23 protein-coding genes and 1 pseudogene are annotated in these 17,128 nt (G+C 64.5%); 16 read left to right on the top strand and 8 right to left on the bottom strand.

The window, feature by feature from the left end; genetic code table 11:
- The 3 genes and pseudogenes from EN742_RS02150 to EN742_RS02140 all read left to right on the top strand — a co-directional run.
- Positions 1–267, top strand: a pseudogene (locus EN742_RS02150) (hypothetical protein); the annotation flags it as partial.
- 7 nt (positions 268–274) lie between these two features.
- Positions 275–1,123 carry a 23S rRNA (adenine(2030)-N(6))-methyltransferase RlmJ gene (locus tag EN742_RS02145; RefSeq protein ID WP_127406494.1) on the top strand — a complete coding sequence of 283 codons (849 nt, stop codon included), beginning with the start codon at positions 275–277 and terminating at the stop codon, positions 1,121–1,123.
- Positions 1,124–1,306: 183 nt separating this feature from the next.
- The gene (locus tag EN742_RS02140; protein WP_127406495.1) at positions 1,307–1,759 is read left to right on the top strand and encodes a hypothetical protein; all 453 of its coding nucleotides are present in this window, start codon (positions 1,307–1,309) and stop codon (positions 1,757–1,759) included.
- Between the two features lie 6 nt (positions 1,760–1,765).
- Here the strand turns inward: EN742_RS02140 and EN742_RS02135 are convergent, their stop codons facing one another.
- Positions 1,766–2,356 (bottom strand): TetR/AcrR family transcriptional regulator, encoded by a 591-nt coding sequence (locus EN742_RS02135; RefSeq protein ID WP_128332360.1) that lies wholly within the window; start codon positions 2,354–2,356, stop codon positions 1,766–1,768.
- 97 nt (positions 2,357–2,453) lie between these two features.
- On the opposite strand from EN742_RS02135, the gene EN742_RS02130 reads away from it, so the two are divergent.
- The 5 genes from EN742_RS02130 to EN742_RS02110 all read left to right on the top strand — a co-directional run bounded on the left by EN742_RS02130 (position 2,454) and on the right by EN742_RS02110 (position 5,838).
- Positions 2,454–2,981, top strand: a complete 528-nt coding sequence (locus EN742_RS02130; RefSeq protein ID WP_127406496.1) for a DinB family protein — start codon at positions 2,454–2,456, stop codon at positions 2,979–2,981.
- A 631-nt stretch (positions 2,982–3,612) separates the two neighbouring features.
- On the top strand, positions 3,613–3,996 hold the full coding sequence (locus EN742_RS02125) for a histone (RefSeq protein WP_127406497.1): 384 nt from the start codon (positions 3,613–3,615) through the stop codon (positions 3,994–3,996).
- A gap of 271 nt (positions 3,997–4,267) precedes the next feature.
- Positions 4,268–4,864, top strand: coding sequence for a glutathione S-transferase family protein (locus tag EN742_RS02120; protein ID WP_128332359.1), 597 nt, complete (start codon positions 4,268–4,270; stop codon positions 4,862–4,864).
- A 90-nt stretch (positions 4,865–4,954) separates the two neighbouring features.
- Positions 4,955–5,338, top strand: a complete 384-nt coding sequence (locus EN742_RS02115; RefSeq protein WP_245455526.1) for a TfoX/Sxy family protein — start codon at positions 4,955–4,957, stop codon at positions 5,336–5,338.
- A gap of 80 nt (positions 5,339–5,418) precedes the next feature.
- On the top strand, positions 5,419–5,838 hold the full coding sequence (locus EN742_RS02110) for a GFA family protein (protein WP_127405309.1): 420 nt from the start codon (positions 5,419–5,421) through the stop codon (positions 5,836–5,838).
- A gap of 96 nt (positions 5,839–5,934) precedes the next feature.
- Here the strand turns inward: EN742_RS02110 and EN742_RS02105 are convergent, their stop codons facing one another.
- Positions 5,935–6,579 carry an outer membrane protein gene (locus EN742_RS02105; protein ID WP_126055603.1) on the bottom strand — a complete coding sequence of 215 codons (645 nt, stop codon included), beginning with the start codon at positions 6,577–6,579 and terminating at the stop codon, positions 5,935–5,937.
- A 415-nt stretch (positions 6,580–6,994) separates the two neighbouring features.
- Here EN742_RS02105 and EN742_RS02100 point away from each other — a divergent pair, with 415 nt between their 5' ends.
- The 6 genes from EN742_RS02100 (at position 6,995) to EN742_RS02075 (ending at position 12,114) form a co-directional block, all read left to right on the top strand.
- Positions 6,995–7,759, top strand: a complete 765-nt coding sequence (locus tag EN742_RS02100; RefSeq protein WP_127405308.1) for an SDR family oxidoreductase — start codon at positions 6,995–6,997, stop codon at positions 7,757–7,759.
- A complete protein-coding gene (uvrC, locus tag EN742_RS02095; RefSeq protein ID WP_127405307.1) occupies positions 7,756–9,831 on the top strand; it encodes an excinuclease ABC subunit UvrC in 2,076 nt (691 codons plus the stop codon). Before EN742_RS02100 ends, uvrC begins: the two co-directional genes overlap by 4 nt.
- 103 nt (positions 9,832–9,934) lie before the next feature.
- Positions 9,935–10,531 carry a CDP-diacylglycerol--glycerol-3-phosphate 3-phosphatidyltransferase gene (gene pgsA, locus EN742_RS02090; RefSeq protein ID WP_126055601.1) on the top strand — a complete coding sequence of 199 codons (597 nt, stop codon included), beginning with the start codon at positions 9,935–9,937 and terminating at the stop codon, positions 10,529–10,531.
- A gap of 1 nt (position 10,532) precedes the next feature.
- The gene (moaD, locus tag EN742_RS02085) at positions 10,533–10,790 is read left to right on the top strand and encodes a molybdopterin converting factor subunit 1 (protein WP_127405306.1); all 258 of its coding nucleotides are present in this window, start codon (positions 10,533–10,535) and stop codon (positions 10,788–10,790) included.
- Between the two features lies 1 nt (position 10,791).
- Positions 10,792–11,274, top strand: a complete 483-nt coding sequence (locus EN742_RS02080; protein WP_127405305.1) for a molybdenum cofactor biosynthesis protein MoaE — start codon at positions 10,792–10,794, stop codon at positions 11,272–11,274.
- 78 nt (positions 11,275–11,352) lie between these two features.
- Complete coding sequence (locus tag EN742_RS02075; protein ID WP_128332358.1) at positions 11,353–12,114, top strand: YbaY family lipoprotein; 762 nt, start codon at positions 11,353–11,355, stop codon at positions 12,112–12,114.
- 52 nt (positions 12,115–12,166) lie between these two features.
- Here the strand turns inward: EN742_RS02075 and EN742_RS02070 are convergent, their stop codons facing one another.
- Both EN742_RS02070 and EN742_RS02065 read right to left on the bottom strand, forming a co-directional pair.
- Positions 12,167–12,943, bottom strand: coding sequence for a DUF1194 domain-containing protein (locus tag EN742_RS02070; RefSeq protein WP_189347876.1), 777 nt, complete (start codon positions 12,941–12,943; stop codon positions 12,167–12,169).
- 183 nt (positions 12,944–13,126) lie between these two features.
- Complete coding sequence (locus EN742_RS02065; RefSeq protein WP_127405302.1) at positions 13,127–13,822, bottom strand: helix-turn-helix transcriptional regulator; 696 nt, start codon at positions 13,820–13,822, stop codon at positions 13,127–13,129.
- Positions 13,823–14,493: 671 nt separating this feature from the next.
- Here EN742_RS02065 and EN742_RS02060 point away from each other — a divergent pair.
- Positions 14,494–14,757: a hypothetical protein gene (locus tag EN742_RS02060; RefSeq protein WP_126055596.1), complete on the top strand. Its 264-nt coding sequence runs from the start codon at positions 14,494–14,496 to the stop codon at positions 14,755–14,757.
- A gap of 59 nt (positions 14,758–14,816) precedes the next feature.
- Here EN742_RS02060 and EN742_RS39960 read toward each other — a convergent pair whose 3' ends face one another.
- The 3 genes from EN742_RS39960 to ndk form a co-directional block, all read right to left on the bottom strand.
- On the bottom strand, positions 14,817–14,924 hold the full coding sequence (locus EN742_RS39960) for a class I SAM-dependent methyltransferase (protein WP_281033057.1): 108 nt from the start codon (positions 14,922–14,924) through the stop codon (positions 14,817–14,819).
- Positions 14,925–15,143: 219 nt separating this feature from the next.
- Positions 15,144–15,350, bottom strand: a complete 207-nt coding sequence (locus tag EN742_RS02050) for a hypothetical protein (protein ID WP_127405301.1) — start codon at positions 15,348–15,350, stop codon at positions 15,144–15,146.
- A gap of 182 nt (positions 15,351–15,532) precedes the next feature.
- Complete coding sequence (ndk, locus tag EN742_RS02045) at positions 15,533–15,955, bottom strand: nucleoside-diphosphate kinase (protein ID WP_126055595.1); 423 nt, start codon at positions 15,953–15,955, stop codon at positions 15,533–15,535.
- Between the two features lie 179 nt (positions 15,956–16,134).
- Here ndk and EN742_RS02040 point away from each other — a divergent pair, with 179 nt between their 5' ends.
- Positions 16,135–16,341 carry a hypothetical protein gene (locus tag EN742_RS02040; protein WP_126055594.1) on the top strand — a complete coding sequence of 69 codons (207 nt, stop codon included), beginning with the start codon at positions 16,135–16,137 and terminating at the stop codon, positions 16,339–16,341.
- A 96-nt stretch (positions 16,342–16,437) separates the two neighbouring features.
- Here the strand turns inward: EN742_RS02040 and bluB are convergent, their stop codons facing one another.
- Positions 16,438–17,073, bottom strand: a complete 636-nt coding sequence (gene bluB / locus EN742_RS02035) for a 5,6-dimethylbenzimidazole synthase (protein ID WP_127405300.1) — start codon at positions 17,071–17,073, stop codon at positions 16,438–16,440.
- Between the last annotated feature and the right edge of the window lie 55 nt (positions 17,074–17,128).

The raw sequence follows: 17,128 nt of genomic DNA, 5'->3' as shown, positions 1-17,128 counted from the left end.
ATCCAGGCGGTCAGCCCCGGCCCCTATCTCTTTACCTTCGGTCCGGGCGATGCCGAGGGTATCCCGATCCGGGCGGTCGATCTCGTGCTGCGCGCAGAAGCCGGCGCCATCGACGAGCGGGCACGGCCGGTCGGCTACGCGGTGATGGGCGTCGGGCTGATCGGGCTGGTGTTTTCCTTCGCGTTCGGCGGTCGCGGCGGCAGGCCACAGAACCCCAACTCGCAGCCGCCACCGCCGCGCTGGGGCCGCGGCGGCTCGTCGAACTGAGGGCGGCATGAACTACCGCCACGCCTACCACGCCGGCAACTTCGCCGATGTCGTCAAGCATGTCGTGCTGACGCGTCTGCTCGACTATCTGAAGCAGAAGGACAAGGCCTTCCGCGTCATCGACACCCATGCCGGCATCGGCCGCTACGACCTATCGTCGGTGGAAGCGCAGAAGACCGGCGAATGGCTGGGCGGCATCGGCCGGCTGGTCGACGCGGATCTGGATGCCAAGGTCACCGCCCTGCTGGCGCCCTATCTCGAGGCCGTTCGTGCCCTGAACCCCGAGGGCGGGGTGAAGAACTATCCCGGCTCGCCTCTGATCGCCAGGCACCTGCTGCGCAAACAGGACCGGCTGACGGCGATCGAACTGCATCCGCACGACGCGGAGCGGCTGAAGGCGGTCTTCGCCGGCGATTTCCAGACAAGGGTGATCGAGCTCGACGGCTGGCTGGCGCTCGGCGCGCATCTGCCGCCGAAGGAGAAGCGGGGCCTCGTGCTCGTCGATCCGCCCTTCGAGGAGGGAGGGGAGTTCTCCCGCATCGTCGACGGGCTGTCGAGAGCGCACCGGCGCTGGCCGGGCGGCATCTACGCGCTCTGGTATCCGATCAAGGACCGCAAGGCGGTCGCGGCGTTCAGGGCGGCGCTGAAGGAGACGGGCATCCCGAAACTGCTCGACATCGGCTTCGAGATCCGGCCGGCATCAACTGAGCCCAGCCTCGACGGCAGCGGCATGGTAGTGGTCAATCCGCCGTTCACGCTGGAAGGCGAGTTGCGGATCCTGCTGCCGGCCCTGCACAAGGTGACGGCAGTCGCGCAGCCGTCGCGCTGGACGCTGGACTGGCTGGCGGGCGAGTAGGGCATTGACCGCGCGGCTTGGCTTCCACCCAGCCCGTTGGCGCGAGCGGATGGGATGGCCTGCGCCGGCTGGGATCGGCCGCCGATGCCGGTGGCCACGCCTCGGAAACCATTGCCGTCGCAATCGCTTGACCGCCGCCAAGCGAATCCGCACAGTGTGCACAATCGATCTCGAGAGGCTGCCATGACTCGCTTCGCTCGTTCCGCTCTTGCCGCGCTGATCTCGCTCTGCACGCCGCTTGGCACATCGCTTGGCTTCACCCAGGCGGCGCATGCCGCCGACCTCGCCGTCTATTCCGACGAGGACAGCGGCGTCTGCGGTGAGGCCTGGGTGCTGAACAAGATCACCAACCGTTTCGCCTATCAGGTGCGCCACGTCCCGCATCTGCCGGATGTCGCGATCACCGATTTCAGCCGCATCCACCAGCACCGCTACCTGCCGGCCAGCGAGGAATGGCCGATCGGCCGCCGCTATTGCGGCGCCACGGTCAGCCTGTCCGACGGCCGCGCCCGTACGATCTGGTACCTGATCGAGGAGGGCCAGGGCTTCGCATCGATCGGCGACAATGTCGAATTCTGCGTCTCGGGCTTCGACCGCTGGATGGTCTACAACGGCCGCTGCCGCGTGCTGCGCTAGGCGCGGCTATCCTGTCCGCGCGCCGGAAAGATAGGCGCAGATCAGCTCGACGAGTTGCTTGCGCAGTTCCGGCGCATCCAGCATGTCCCGTCGCGCCGCATTGTGGATCACGCCCTCGACCGCCGAGGACAGCACGCGCGCGATCGTCTCGACATCTTTCCGGCGCATGCGGTACTGCGCCACGGCGGCCGTGTAGTGTTCGAGATAGCGGGTCTGGAACGAGGCATGCGCGGCGCGTGAGCCGCGATCGCCCGGCGCCTCGTCGAGCAGCACCTGATGCAGCGTCGGATGGATGCTGTGCGCCTCGATCATGCCGCGCACCAGCTCCTGCGCGAATCGCCTGAGCGGCTTGCCGCCTTCGGCTGATTCGGCGATCACCGACAGCACCTGATCGAAATGGCGGCGCCGGATCGCTTCGAGCAGCGACAGCTTGTCTGGAAAATATTGATAGAGCGAGCCGATGCTGACGCCGGCCGTCTCGGCCACTTTGTTGGTGGTGAAGCCTGCCCATCCGAGCTCGCTCAGAACATGAGCACCCGCCTCAATGATCGCTTCGACGGTCGCCCGTGAACGCGCCTGGCGCGGCACCTTGCGCATGCGCATGCGCGGCTTGGCAATGCGAGTAGACATGTTTGTTCCGCCTCGCGAGAATATAAACAAGATACTCACATTTTCACAAAAAGGAACAACGGCGATGTGCGCGCTTTCCCTGCTTCGCAGCCTCTTCGACTATCAGGCCTGGGCCAACGCCGAGCTGCTTGAAAGTCTCGCAGACCTTGCGCAAGCGCACGCAAGCGAGCGCCACGCAGCGATCCGTCTGCTCAATCACAATCTCGTCGTGTCGAAGATATTCGCCGCGCATCTTTCCGGCACGCGCCACGGCCATGTTTCCGACAACACCGAGGACACGCCGTCGCTCGATGCGCTGCGCGCCGATGTCGAAGCGATGGACCGCTGGTATCGCGACTATCTCGATGCGGTTACGCCGCAACTTCTGGCGGAGCTCGTCCCGTTCATCTTCACCGATGGTGACAAGGCGATGATGTCGCGCCAGGAAATGCTGACCCATGTCGTCATCCACGGCGGCTATCATCGCGGCGAGATCGGCCGCATCCTCGCGCAAATCGCCGTCACTCCGCCCTGGGACACATTTGCCGCCCATCTCCATCGGACCGAGCCGTCGCGAAGGCTGCAGTTGGTGTCAGAGCCGGCCGGGCTGTGACGGCCCGAAAGCCTTTATATTTCAAGGGAAAAGCGGCTGCGCGGGGCGGAAGACACGGCATTCCTTCGCGCGCCATTCAATCCTGCAGCATTGGCGACTGACGAAAGCCGGCGCAACGGCCGATCTCTACCAAAGTGAGGGTTGCGGAGCGGTCCGCGCAGCGGACGGAAAGCCAACGGTTTGGCTTGCCGAGTGACGAAAGTCGGCGGCACAGTGAAGAACGCTGTCCAGCAGCGAATGCTGCTTCCCCGCTACTTAGATCGGGCCTGAATATATATGAGCTACAAGCTCGCATTAAGTTTTGAGTTGTTCTGCAGTCGCTCTATCAAGCAAGCCGATACGACAGCCCTTCGCGTGAGCTCGCTCGAGCACCGCCATTGCAAGAGTTCCCGCGCTTGACCAGAAGATCGCATGAGTCGCGTGGCTTCAATTTCTCTCGCGGAAGTTCGCGGCGAGCTACGAAGAATCTCCGCGGACTTTTGTGCCGATCATTGCGAGCATGCTTTCGCCGTAACAGAAATTTAATCTGCGAAATTCAGTGTAATGCTTCGCTGGCTAGAAAGCCGCGAGTCAGATATGCATGAGCATGCCGGATCACTGACGATCGCCGGCAAAACGCAAGGGGCATCGCATGGCAAAGACGACAAGCAAGGCGCCGGCGGCGAAAGCGCCGGCAAAGAAAGCGGCACCGAAGGCTGCCGCGAAACCTGCAGTGAAGAAGGCAGCGCCGAAGGCAGCCGCCAAGGCTCCGGTGAAGGCAGCGGCGAAACCCGCCGCCAAGAAGCCGGTCGCAAAGGCCGCGGCCAAGCCCGCCGCCAAGGCCGCAGCCAAGCCCGCCGCCAAGGCAGCGGCGAAGCCCGCCGCCAAGGCAGCAGCGAAGCCTGCCGCCAAGAAGCCTGCAGCCAAGGCCGCGGCCAAGCCCGCCGCCAAGGCACCGATGAAGGCCGCCGCCGCCAAGTCGGCGTCTGCAGTGAAGAAGGCAGCTCCGGCAAAGAAGCCGGCCGCCAAGAAGTAATCGCGTAGCTTCGCTCGCGACAAGGACAGGTGAGGGCGGGTGCCGTCGGTACCCCTCTCGCCAGTTCGGCGCCACTGGCGAAGCTGGAGCGGACGCTCCCCCTAAAGCTCCCGGGACTTTGCCATCGGCAGAACTTCCGGGAGCTTTTTTGTTGTTCGGCTTCCCCGGCAATTCGTTGCCGGCGCACTGGCTGCCCGGTTTCGCGACACTGGCCGTTGTCTTGCCGGCCATGATCGGTCAACAGTGCGCGCACACAAACAGGAACCCGACCATGCCGAAGCTGCTCTACGCCTCCACCTCTCCCTACAGCTCGAAGGTCTGCATGGCCGCGCTCTATGCCGGCATCGCCATCGACCTCGTGCCGGTGAAGACCGAGGAGAAGCCGGCCGAATTGATCGGCGCCAATCCACTCGGCAAGATCCCCGTGCTGGTCCTCGACGACGGCCGCTCGATCTACGACAGCCGCGCTATCACCCAGCACCTCAACCGCGCCTCGAAGAACGCGCTGTTCCCGCGCAATCCCGACAAGCGGCTCGAGGCCGAGGTGCTGGAGGCGCTGGCCGACGGTATCTGCGATTGCGCGCTGTCGATGGTCTACGAGCGGCGCACGCGGCCTGACGAGATGGTCTATCAGCCCTGGCTCGATCGCCAGTGGGCGAAGATCACCACCGCGCTCGACCTGCTCAACGCCAACCCGCCAAAGCTGCCGAAGAAGATCACCGTCGGCCAGATGGCGCTGCGCGCCACCCTCGGCTATCTGGCGCTGCGCTTCGCCGGCAAATGGGAAAAAGGCCGCGGCCGGCTGACCCGCTGGGCGGCACGCTTCGACGAGAAGTTCCCGGAGCTGAAACCGGCCGTGCCGGCGTAGGCGCCTTCCCTTTCTCCCCCAAGGGGAGACTAGCTTGAACCCCATCCACTTCCATGCTTGCCTGATACTCCCCAAGTCGGAGTGGTGAGCATGGCGAAGTCAGTCACCAAAACCAGCGTCGCGCCAGACCCCATGGTCGAGCGCCTGCGCGCGGCTCTCGGCCAGCGCGCCTTCACTGAACAGAAGATGTTCGGCGGCACCTGCTTCATGCTCAACGGCAACATGCTGATCGGTACCTCGAAGCGAGGACTGCTGGTGCGTGTCGGCAAAGCGGCGCATGAGACCGCCGCCGCGCGTCCGCATGCCCGCCCAATGGAAATGGGCGGCCGGGCGATGGAGGGCTACGTCCACGTCGCGCCTGAGGGCACGGCGACGGAGGCCGATCTCGACAGCTGGCTCGATCTCGCGCTGGCCTTCGTCGAGACGCTGCCGCCGAAATCGAAGCCAGCCAAGGTCGCAAAGAAGCGCATGTGAGCTGATGGAGCAGCCTATCTTGCACTGCATCGACTGGTGTCGTGAACCGGCTCGGCAACGCGGCCGGCGGGAGGATTGCGATGGCGTTTCTGACGGGACGTTGTATGTGCGAGGCGGTCACCTGGACCTATTCCGGGGACATCACACGCAATCTGGTCTGCCACTGCGCCGATTGCCGGCGCGCCACGTCCGCCCCGTTGACGGCCTTCCTGGGCATGCGGCCGGAGCAGCTGAGCTGGATCGGCGAGATCAGCCACTATGAAAGCAGCCCGAACACCTTTCGCGGCTTCTGCCCGTCCTGCGGCACGAGACTCTATTTCCGCTCGGACAGATGGCCTCATGAGATCCATGTGCACGCCGCCACCATGACCAATCCGGACGACTACCAGCCCGATGCGCAGGTCTTGATGCGCTCGCGGATGACGTGGCTCGAGCGGCTGCCGTCGATACCCGCCCATGATGGCTTCCAGGAAAAGCCAGCGGATCAATCCGGCGCATGACGATTTGCGACCCGCGAGGTGATCGCTTCCATTTCGCGCAGCCACAAAAAAAGCCGGGCGCGAGGCCCGGCTTTTTCGTGTCGTGGCTTGGACGACTTAGAACTTCATACCGACGCCGAAGGTGACGCGGTTGTCCTTCGACTCGACGTTGCCGACATTGTCGAAGTCCTTGTCGCCGTAGTCGGTGTAGCGGTACTCGACACGGCCAAACACGTTATCGGTGATCTTGATGTCGGTGCCGACACCGGCCGTCCAGCCGAGCATCGCCTTGCTGTCGCTGGAGACGCCGTCGTCGATCTTCTGGTTCTTGGCCGCAAGACCGCCGGTGCCGTAGAGCAGGATTTCCGGCGTCACGGAATAACCGAGGCGAGCGCGCAGCGAGCCATCCAGGCCGCCCTTGGCTTCGACGCCGGCGCTGGAACCCTTGACGCCATTGTAGCCGAGATCGGCTTCAGCACCGTACACGAAGTTCTCCTGCTGCCACTGGTAGCCGCCGAAGACGCCGCCGACAAAGCCCTTGGTCTTGATGTCGGGACCGCCGGAAACGTCGGCATGACCGCTGAAGCCATAGCCGGCGCTCAGGCCGAGATACGGGCCGGCCCAGGAAGCGACGGGAAGCTCGGCAACCGGAGCGGGCGCCGGCGGCTCTTCCGAGATGACGTCGGCCGCGAAGGCAGTACCGCTAAGGGCGAAGAGCCCGAGCGCGACCGCGAGCGGCGCGAATTTGAGATTGGCTTGCATTGTTGTTTACTCCTTAAGCCACAGGACACATAGGCTTGTTGTTCATGAGCGCCCCAAGACCCGTCCGGGGGGATAAACGGACCCGGCGCTCAACGGTTCCAAATGTCGTGTCGAAATGCGGCTGAAGCGAACCTGAACTTGGGTCATTCCCCGGCGCGAATGAGGCTGAACCGTGACGTTGCATCTTCGCAACAGCGAAATGTCAGCAGGGCTTCCATGCTGCGCTGCACGCGGCTTGGTGCAAGGAGTCCAGCGTCCTATATTGCGATCCAGCCGGCGCGAATCCGGATCACGCAAAGGTTGCGACGAGGCCGTTCCGCCACATTCCCGCCCCAGGTGGAAATGGCGTTTAACCCCTTGCCCCGTCATAATGTGCCGGCTTCCGGAATCGAGGCGGCGATTTGAGGATTGACAGATGAGCAAAGCCGCTGGGACAGCGCTGGTGACGGGTGGGGCAAAACGGATCGGTAAAGCGATCGTCGAGGATTTGGCCGCGCATGGCTTTGCCGTCGCCATCCACGCCAACCGCTCGGGTGCCGAGGCAGAGGCGCTGGCTGAACGCATAAGGGGCGAGGGCGGCCGCGCCGCCGTGATCGCGGGCGACCTCACCGACATGGACGCCGTCGGCGATCTCGTCGGCCGCTCGGAGGCGGCGCTTGGGCCGGTCAGGTTGCTCGTCAACAATGCCTCGCTTTTCGTCGACGATCGTGTCGAGGATTTCGACTGGCAGGCCTGGGACCGCCACTTCGCCATCCATGTGAAGACGCCGGCGCTTCTGGCGCAGAATTTCGCCCGCGCCCTGCCGCAAGGCGAGGAGGGGCTGATCGTCAACATAATCGACCAGCGCGTGTGGCGGCCGACACCGCGCTATTTTTCCTATGCGCTGTCTAAGTCGACGCTGTGGACACAAACCCAGATGCTGGCGCAGGCGCTCGGCCCGCGCATCCGCGTCAATGCCATCGGCCCGGGCCCGACGCTCAAGAGCGCGCGCCAGGACGATGATGATTTCGCCGCGCAGCTCGACGGGCTGATCCTTAAGCGCGGCCCGGATTTGTCCGAATTCGGCGCTACCATCCGCTATCTCTGGGACGCGCGCTCGGTCACCGGCCAGATGATCGCGCTCGACGGCGGCCAGCACCTTGCATGGCAGACGCCCGATGTGACAGGCATGGTGGAATGAGTCCCACAGATCAGAAGCACAAACGAAACGGCGACGCCGACGACCTGCCGCCCGACCTCGACCTCGAGGACGAGTCGGTCGAGGAGATCGTCGAGCCGGAGACAGCCGGACCGGACGTTGCCTTCACCACGATCGACTGGACGCCGCATGCCGGCGACGCCGACGGCATGGTCGGCGCCGAGGTGATCCAGACGCTCGTCAAGCGGCTGCCCAACGCGCCCGGCGTCTATCGCATGATGAACGCCGCCGGCGACGTGCTCTATGTCGGCAAGGCACGCAGCCTGAAGAAGCGCGTCACCAACTACGCGCAGGGGCGCTTTCACACCGCCCGCATCGGCCGCATGGTGCGCGAGACGGCGACGATGGAATTTGTCGTCACCCGCACCGAGATCGAGGCGCTGCTGCTCGAGGCGAACCTCATCAAGCGGCTCAGGCCCCGCTTCAACGTGCTGATGCGGGACGACAAATCGTTTCCCTATATCCTCTTGACCGGCGACCATGTCTCGCCCGGCATCTACAAGCATCGCGGCGCGCGTTCACGAAAAGGGGACTATTTCGGCCCCTTCGCTTCCGCCGGCGCGGTCGGCCGCACCATCAATTCGCTGCAGCGTGCCTTCCTTTTGAGGAGCTGCACCAATTCCTTTTACGAGAACCGTACCCGGCCCTGCCTGCTCTACCAGATCAAGCGCTGCGCCGGTCCTTGCACCGGCGAGATATCGCACCAGGACTATGCCGGGCTGGTCGCCGAGGCGAAGGACTTTCTCTCCGGCCGCAGTCTGAAGGTGAAGACGGAAATCTCCGCCGCCATGCAGCAGGCCTCGGAGGAGCTCGATTTCGAGCGCGCCGCCATCTACCGCGACCGGTTGGCCGCGCTCTCGCATGTGCAGGCGCACCAGGGCATCAACCCGCAGACGGTGGAGGAAGCCGACGTCTTCGCCGTCCACCAGGAGGGCGGCCAGACCTGCATCCAGGTCTTCTTCTTCCGCACCGGCCAGAACTGGGGCAACCGCGCCTATTTCCCCAAGGCCGACCCGGCGCTGGAGGCGGCGGAGGTGCTGGGCTCGTTCCTGGCGCAGTTCTATGACGACAAGCCGACGCCGCGCGCCATCTTGCTGTCGCACGCCGTCGTGGAGCAGGAACTTCTGGCCGAGGCGCTGTCGACCCGCGCCGGCCGCAAGGTGTCGATCTCCGTGCCACAGCGCGGCGAGAAGAAGGACCTGACCGACAACGCGCTGCAGAACGCGCGCGAGGCGCTCGGCCGCAGGCTGGCCGAGACATCGACGCAGGCGCGCCTGCTGTCGGGCTTTGCGCAAACTTTCGGCCTGGCCAAGCCACCGGTGCGCATCGAGGTCTACGACAACTCGCACATCATGGGCACCAATGCCGTCGGCGCCATGGTCGTCGCCGGGGCGGAAGGCTTCGTGAAGAACCAGTACCGAAAGTTCAACATCCGCTCGACCGAGATCACGCCCGGCGACGATTTCGGCATGATGCGCGAAGTCATGGAGCGGCGGTTCTCGCGCCTGCTCAAGGAGCATGGCGACACGCCGCAGGAGGCGGAAGGCGCACCGGCCGAGGATGACGGCGAGGACGGCATCGAGGCCAATGGCGGCTTTCCGGCCTGGCCGGACGTCATCCTCATCGACGGCGGCCAGGGCCAGATGACGGCGGTGCGCAAGATCCTCGCCGATCTCGGCATCGAGGACCGCGTCGCCGCGATCGGCATCGCCAAGGGCCAGGACCGCGACGCCGGCCGCGAGCGCTTCTTCGTCAGGGGCAGGGACTCTTTCTCGCTGCCGGTGCGCGACCCCGTGCTCTATTTCGTCCAGCGACTGCGCGACGAGGTTCACCGCTTCGCCATCGGCTCGCACCGCGCCCGCCGCAAGAAAGAGATGGTCAAGAGTCCGCTCGACGAGATCGCCGGCATCGGCCCCGGCCGCAAACGCGCGCTGCTTTTGCATTTCGGCACCGCCAAGGCCGTCAGCCGCGCCGCGGTCGAGGACCTGGTCAAGGTCGACGGCATTTCGGAACAGATGGCCAAGCTGGTCTACAACCATTTTCATGACAGCTGACCATTCTTGCGCCTATTTTCGCCTGACCAATCGAATCTGACCAGTTGACCCCCCACATTCCCTTCTGATTTGAGTACGCAGCGGAGAGAGTACCCAAAACGACATGGCCCAGCGCGCGTTTAACCTGCCGAACATCCTCACCTACGCCCGTATCATCGCGGTGCCGCTGGTGGTGCTGTGCTTCTTTCTCGAGGGACATCTGAAGTCGAGCGACTTCGCCCGCTGGTCGGCGCTGGTCATCTTCCTGCTCGCCTCCATCACCGATTATTTCGACGGCTATCTGGCGCGCGCCTGGCAGCAGACCTCCAACATCGGCAAGATGCTTGATCCGATCGCCGACAAATTGCTGGTCGCCACCTGCCTGCTGCTTCTTGCCGCCGACACCGACCGCCATGCCGGCATCGCCGGCTGGTCGCTGTGGGCGGCGATCATCATCCTGTGCCGCGAGATCCTGGTCTCTGGCCTGCGCGAATATCTGGCGGCGCTTAAGGTGTCCGTGCCCGTCACCCAACTCGCCAAGTGGAAGACCACCATCCAGATGGTCGCCATCGCCTTCCTGCTGGCGGGCCCCGCCGGCGACAAGATCTTCCCGCTGACCACGCAGACCGGACTGGTGCTGCTGTGGATCGCAGCTCTCGTGACGCTCTACACCGGCTACGATTATTTCCGCGCCGGCCTCAAGCACATCATGGACGAGTGAGATGGCGACCAGGCTCATCTATTTCGCCTGGGTGCGCGAGCGGATCGGCAAGCCGGAAGAGGATGTCGACCTGCCAGCCGGCATCGAGACGGTGGCAGACCTATTGCGTTGGCTGAAGTCGCGCGGCGAGGAATACGAGAACGCGCTGCAATTTCCTGACGTCATCCGCGTCGCCATCAATCAGGAACATGTCGGCCACCGCGAGAAGATCGCGGGCGCGCGCGAGATCGCGCTGTTCCCGCCGATGACAGGAGGCTGAGGTGCCGGACGCTGTGGTGCCTGCAATACGCATCCAGCGCGAGGATTTCGACGTCGCCGCCGAAATCGCCGGGCTGACCAAGGGACGTGCCGATATCGGCGCCGTGGTGACCTTCTCCGGTCTTTGCCGCGACGAGCAGGGCAGGCTCGCCGCCCTCGAGCTTGAACACTATCCGGGCATGGCCGAGGCCGAGATCGGTCGCATCGCCACCGAGGCGGTCCAGCGCTGGCCGTTGCAGGGGCTGACCGTCATCCACCGCCACGGCAAGGTCCGGCCCGGCGAGAACATCGTGCTGGTGGTGGCGGCTTCGGCGCACCGGCAGGCGGCATTCGAGGCGGCGAATTTCCTCATGGATTACCTCAAGTCGCGCGCGCCCTTCTGGAAGAAGGAGCACCATGCCGATGCTTCCGAGGGTGGCTGGGTCGAGGCCAAGGAGGCCGACGACGAGGCAGCCGAGCGCTGGATGACGAAGCCGACCGATTAGAATCCACCCCGTGGCCATGTATTGACCGCAATCCTGCAGGACCCTGCGTTGGCTGGCGCAACCTAGGGGAGCTGGGTCATGCTGGACAGGATCGCTGAATTCTTCTTCTTCGGCCTGGTGCCGTTGGTCGTTGGCGTACTTGCGGTGCCGGAATTCTCCGATGCCGCCGAGACGACGCTGAAGGGCGAGGTGATGTATCGCGAGCGTATCGCGCTGCCGCCCAATGCCGTGCTCTCGGTGCAGCTTGCCGACATGTCGCTGGCCGACGCGCCGGCCGCCATCATCGGCGAGCGCAAGGTGGCGCCGGCGGGCCAGGTGCCGATCAAGTTCGAGATCAGCTTCGACCAGCAGGTCGTCCGCCCGAACATGAGCTACGCGCTGCAGGCGCGCATCACCGTCGACGACAAGCTGCTGTTCATCACCGATACGCGCCATCAGGTCGACCCGCTGAGCGATAAGCCTGAGACCATCGTGCTGAAGATGGTGGCGCAGGACCCAACGGCGGATGCGCTGCTCGGGCAGAGTTGGCTGGTCGAATATATCGACGGCATCGGCGTCATCACCGACCCGCAGGCGACGTTCCGGGTGGACGAGGGCGGCAAGGCCGGCGGCAAGGGCCCCTGCAACGCCTATTTCGCCACCGCCAAGGTGGACGGCGAAAAGATCGCCATCAGCGACATCGGCTCGACCTACATGGCCTGCGCGCCTGAGGTCATGGCTCAGGAGAAGGCGCTGTTCGAGGCCCTGGCCAAGGCCGCCTCCTACCATATCGACGCCGGCAAGCTCATCATCGCCGACAGGGACGACCGCGTCATCCTGCGTTTCAATGCCGCGAGCTAGATTTCTGGAAAGCTGGGGAGCGGCTTTCCGTCCCTAGGCCAGCACAAGCGCGTTACCGCGCGGTGGTTCCGATCATAGAGCAGTCGAACATCCGGCCGCCTGCCGGGCTGTAGGACGCGAGTCTGGGCCGCGCGGGCATGCCCGCGATCTCAAGGAGCAGCTTTCGGCGGATCGCGACTTCGAACTGCCCGAGATCGTCGATTCCGATCAAGAATGAGTCCGGTCCGCCAATGACACAGCGCTCGTAGTAAAGATTGAGATAGTGCTCGCCAAAGGATTGGAAGCCGTTTGAACCACCGCGCGGCAGCGAGACGGGCAGTCCATTGATGGTGATGCCGGAGCCTGTCAGCCTGTCGCGTATCGGCGCGACGGGCAGGCCGGCATTGTTGGGACCGTCTCCCGATACATCGATAATCCGGCGCGCCGCTGCGGTGCGGCTCTTTGCAAACAGGTCGCCCGCTGACAGAAGGGCGCCCGAAATGGAAGTGCCTGCCTGCGCTGTGACAGGCTCGACCGCCAGGGCGTCGGCGAACCGCTTGGCGTCGTCGTAGCTGCCGACGATCGTCCAGGGCAGAACGACGCGCTGATAGTTCGGCCCGGCCCATTCGAGATATGAAACAGCGATCATGCCGCGTGCGCCCGATCCTATGGCTCCAGCGAGGTCCGGATGCCGGAATGCGCTGACATAACCATCACGCTGGACCCGTTGTTCGGACAAGCTCATCGAGGACGAGACATCCACCGCGAGGACCAGTTCGAGGTCGACGAGGGGCCTTGCTGGTTCAGCCGCCAGCGACACCGAGCAAAATGCGCCGATGAGGAACGCCATTGCCGCGATGCGCGATCGTGCCGGCCGCGCCCTAGAGTTGGAATGAACATCTTTGCCCAACGATAATGCCATCCAGCACTGCCCCGGGTTCCATAGGCGCGATCTCGGCAATCCGATGGGGAAGTATGCGATGGCAAGCGCATGCGCGCTTCACCCGAATGGGTGAGGCGCAGTTCAGTGGTGCTAGGGGGCGCGCAAGCGTGATAGCAGCGCCGTGAGTTCGGCCTGGCGATGCGTTCCCGTTTTGGCGAGGATCGCGCGGAGTTGGGTTCGCGCGGTTTCACGGCCAATCGCCAATCGGGCGCTCGCGGCGTCGATCCCGTCGCCGGCGGTCAGGCTGCAAGCCAGCCGCGCTTCGGCTGCCGTGAGTTGGAAAGCCCGGCCGAGCAAGCGTGCTGATGGCGCACGTTCCCTCACAAGGTCGGTGAAGCAAAGCAGAAAGTCGCCGCCGTTGAACAGGTCGCGCACGAATGCAGTCATCGGCACCAGCTCGGCAAGGAGCCAGAACGAAGCGTCGCGGGTGATGACTTCCGGCTTGCCCAGAAACGACCCGTCCACTGGGCTTGAGACGGCGGCGCTGATCATCCGCTGCAGGCGGGAATCGCTCTCCCGGTCGGCTGCGTGGATGTGGCCATGGCGAACTACGAGGCCGGAGCCGAGCAGTGCATCCGCATGCTCGTTGCAACGCGTCAGGCGCCCATGGCAGTCGAGCAGCGCCGCGCCAAAATTGAACTGATCGAGGACGGCCAGGGTCGGGTCGAGCGAAATCTCCCAGATCTTCTCGGCCAGGCTGATGACCCGGCTGAGGTCCGGCGCCACGCGCAGGAAATGATCGGCCGCGGACGGATCGAATGGCCCGCTGCGGGCGTCGCGGTACATCGACAGAACCCATCTGCGCTTCTTCACCGGGAAGCAAACGGCCGCCCACCACTCACGATGTCCTGGACCGGCTATTTCCTGATAGTAGGGCAGAAACCTCCGCTCCTCAGGCGTGGTGATTTCGTCCTCGACTGTGAAGCAAATTGCGGGCTTCGAAAGCCGCTCTGCCCTCTCCGGATGTGGGTCGGGAGCGCCTTCGATGTTTTCGAGCCAGAGCGCCGCGAATTCAGCGTGCTCTGTCGAGTCCGGGGTCGGCCTGGTCCGGTTGCGCTGATCGCCCGAAAAGGGTGCGTGTCATCACGGACGCGGATGACGCAACTCGTCGTCCCCAGGGAATCGGCAAGGTTTTGCAGCGCTTGCGGCCACCGCCCGAATTCGAACGCGGCGTCGTAGCAATTCTCGATCGCGGACGCGATTCCCCGATCGGCAGCCATAAGAGTCTACCTGACGATGGATGGGCTACCACACGCCTCCAAGATACCACCGATCGGCGAAGGCCGGAATGGCTGGCCATATCGTCCTTCTGGGGGCGGCTGCGAGACCATCGCCGGAATAATCCGACCGCGCTGAGCGTTTCCTTCCGTATGGCGGGCAGGCAAAAGGGATACGTCCCTCACTGAAGTCGCCCGGATCGAAAGCGGCTCGATCTGGCCACTCAAAGGAGTCCAGATATGAAAAAGCACGCGCTTATCCTTGCAGCCACATCGCTGATTGCCTTCGCTGGCATGGCCAGGGCGGACGACCATCTGGTCACGGCCCTCCAGCATGGCCTCAGTCCCGACAGCCAGGCCTTGCAGCCCAACAAGGCCGGTCACAGCGGCGACCTCGCGCCCGGGCAGGGCAGTCCGTTTGTCGGCGCCGATACCCAGACGCCGGCAACCGACACGGAAGCGGCGAACGAGCATGCGAATGTGAAGGAGCGCCAACCGAAATGACGGGAATCCGCCGCGAGGGGCGGCGGGCATCCGCTGCGTAGGTCCGGCAACGGCTGCGCTCAGCCCTTTGCCTTCTCGAAAAGCGCGCCATAGTGGTAAGTCAGCCGCCGCCGGGCGGCCTCCAACTGGCTGGCATCGATGTCGATGCCAACGACGTGCCGGGCCATGCCGCCATCGGCAAGGTGAACCAACCGTCGCCGCAGCAAAGGTCGATCGCCTCCGTGCCGGATCTCAGCACACCGGCGGGGTCTGGCCATAACGCCTCCCACCAGGTGCTCGACGGCATTTCGGTGCCTTGGAAGAAGCCGGGAATGGCGCTGGTCGGCCTGGCCTGCTGGAATGTCTCGATCGCCGCTTCAATCCAAGCCGGAAATTCCCGGCAGGCACTACTGACCGGAGAGGCTTCGGCTGATTTCGTCTTCGTCGAAGATCCCGGCGGCAAACAGCGCCATCGCTTGCGCGGCAAGGTCCGCGGCTTCGGGGCTGCCGGTGCCGATGCCCCGCTCCTGGCAGATGCGGTCATAGATACGCTTCAGCAGGACAAGGTCGTCAGGGTAGGCGACGCCGCTGGTGGAAACCTTGGGATTGATCATCGCCCGCTTCAGGTTGGAGGGGCGGAAGCGCGATAGTCACTCACAGCCGGCGATGCCCTTGGGAAGTTATCACCGATGGCATCAACCTAGCGCGACCGGCGGGTCTGTCCACCCCTCAGGAATCGAAAAGGCGGCGCCGGTCCGACCGGCTGCCGCCTTCAATCACTCGTCGTGCTGAAGGCTCAGCCGACGATCTCGGTGTCGGAGAACCAGTACCTGATCTCTTGCGCCGCGGTCTCCGGTGCGTCGGAACCGTGCACGGAGTTCTCGCCAATCGACAGCGCATGCACCTTGCGGATGGTACCGTCGGCGGCGTTGGCCGGGTTGGTGGCGCCCATCACGTCGCGGTTCTTGACGATCGCGTTCTCGCCTTCCAGCACCTGCACGATGGTCGGGCCCGAGGACATGAACTCCACCAGTTCGCCGAAGAACGGGCGTTCCTTGTGCACCGCGTAGAAGCCTTCCGCCTCGCGGCGGCTCATCCACACCCGGCGGGAGGCGACGACGCGCAGGCCGGCGTCTTCCAGCATCTTGGTGATGGCGCCGGTCAGGTTGCGCCGGGTCGCGTCCGGCTTGATCATGGAAAAGGTGCGTTCGATCGCCATTGGGTCGTCCTTGTGATGAGAATGGATTGCGGGGTGGCGGGCTCTATACAAGCCGCTTCGCCCCTTGCCAAGGGGAGCGCCAAGGGAAGCACTTGCCGGCGGCGTTCTAGCCAAGGGCGGCGCTTTGCGCGACAATGGAGGCTCGGGACAGGAACGAAGGAAGCCGGGCGCGGCGCGAGATGAACTGGCCCTATCTGAGACGCGGGGATGTAGCCGGCATCCTGCTTGTCGCCGTCCTCCTCGGTGCCGTGGCCTTCGTCCTGCTGCTCCATCCCGGAATGGGATCGCGCGAGAATTTCGGCTTCGGCCCGGAATGGCAGTGCGCCCGCATGGAGCAGGGCGATCCGATCTGCGTCAGGCTCGTCGACAAGGATGCGGCGAAGTGACCGGATTCCAGGAAAAGTGTGTAGCGGTTTTTCGTTCGGGCTTGCGTAGGACAAATATCTGGAGTGGTTCAGCGTTCTTCAAAACCCCGAGGCGCGCTATCGCCTGAGGATCACTGCCGGGCGCCGTTGTTCCCAGCCCTCACGCTCCAGCGTCGGCACGCAATCCTCCTCGCTGGGGTAGCCCAGGCAGAAATAGCCGATCAGCGTCCATTCCGGCGGCGTGTCGAGGATGCGGGCGATCTCGGCCGGATCGAGGATCGACACCCAGCCCATGCCTATGCCTTCGGCGCGAGCCGCCAGCCACAGCGTGTGCACCGCCATGACCGCCGAATAGTCGATGGTGGCGGGCATCGTCAGGCGGCCGAGCCCATGGCCTTGCGCCGTCGTGCGGTCGGCGAAGACCGCGAACTGGCAGGGCGCCTCGGTCAGCCCAGCGAGCTTCAGTCGCGCATAGAGCGCCGCCCGCTCGCCGGAAAAACATTGCAGCGCTTCGGCATTGCAATGCTCGAAACAGGCTCGCACGGCCCCGCGGCGCTCTGGGGCGTCGACCACGACGAAGCGCCAGGGCTGGCTGAGGCCGACGGATGGCGCGATGCTGGCCAGCGCCAGCAACCGTTCCAGCGTCCCGTCGTCAAGCGGCGCCGTCTTGAAACGCCTGACGTCCCGGCGCCACTGCATCAAGGTGATGAGCCGGAGTCGAAATTCGTCGGAGAAATCCGGGGCTGATGCCATGCCGCAGCGCTGCCTTCGTGTGATTGCCCGGGTCTGCCCGGCTGCCTCTTTCTTT

The organism is Mesorhizobium sp. M4A.F.Ca.ET.020.02.1.1, assembly GCF_004022645.1.
Taxonomy (GTDB): domain Bacteria; phylum Pseudomonadota; class Alphaproteobacteria; order Rhizobiales; family Rhizobiaceae; genus Mesorhizobium.
This window is presented reverse-complemented; position numbering and strand designations above follow the sequence as displayed.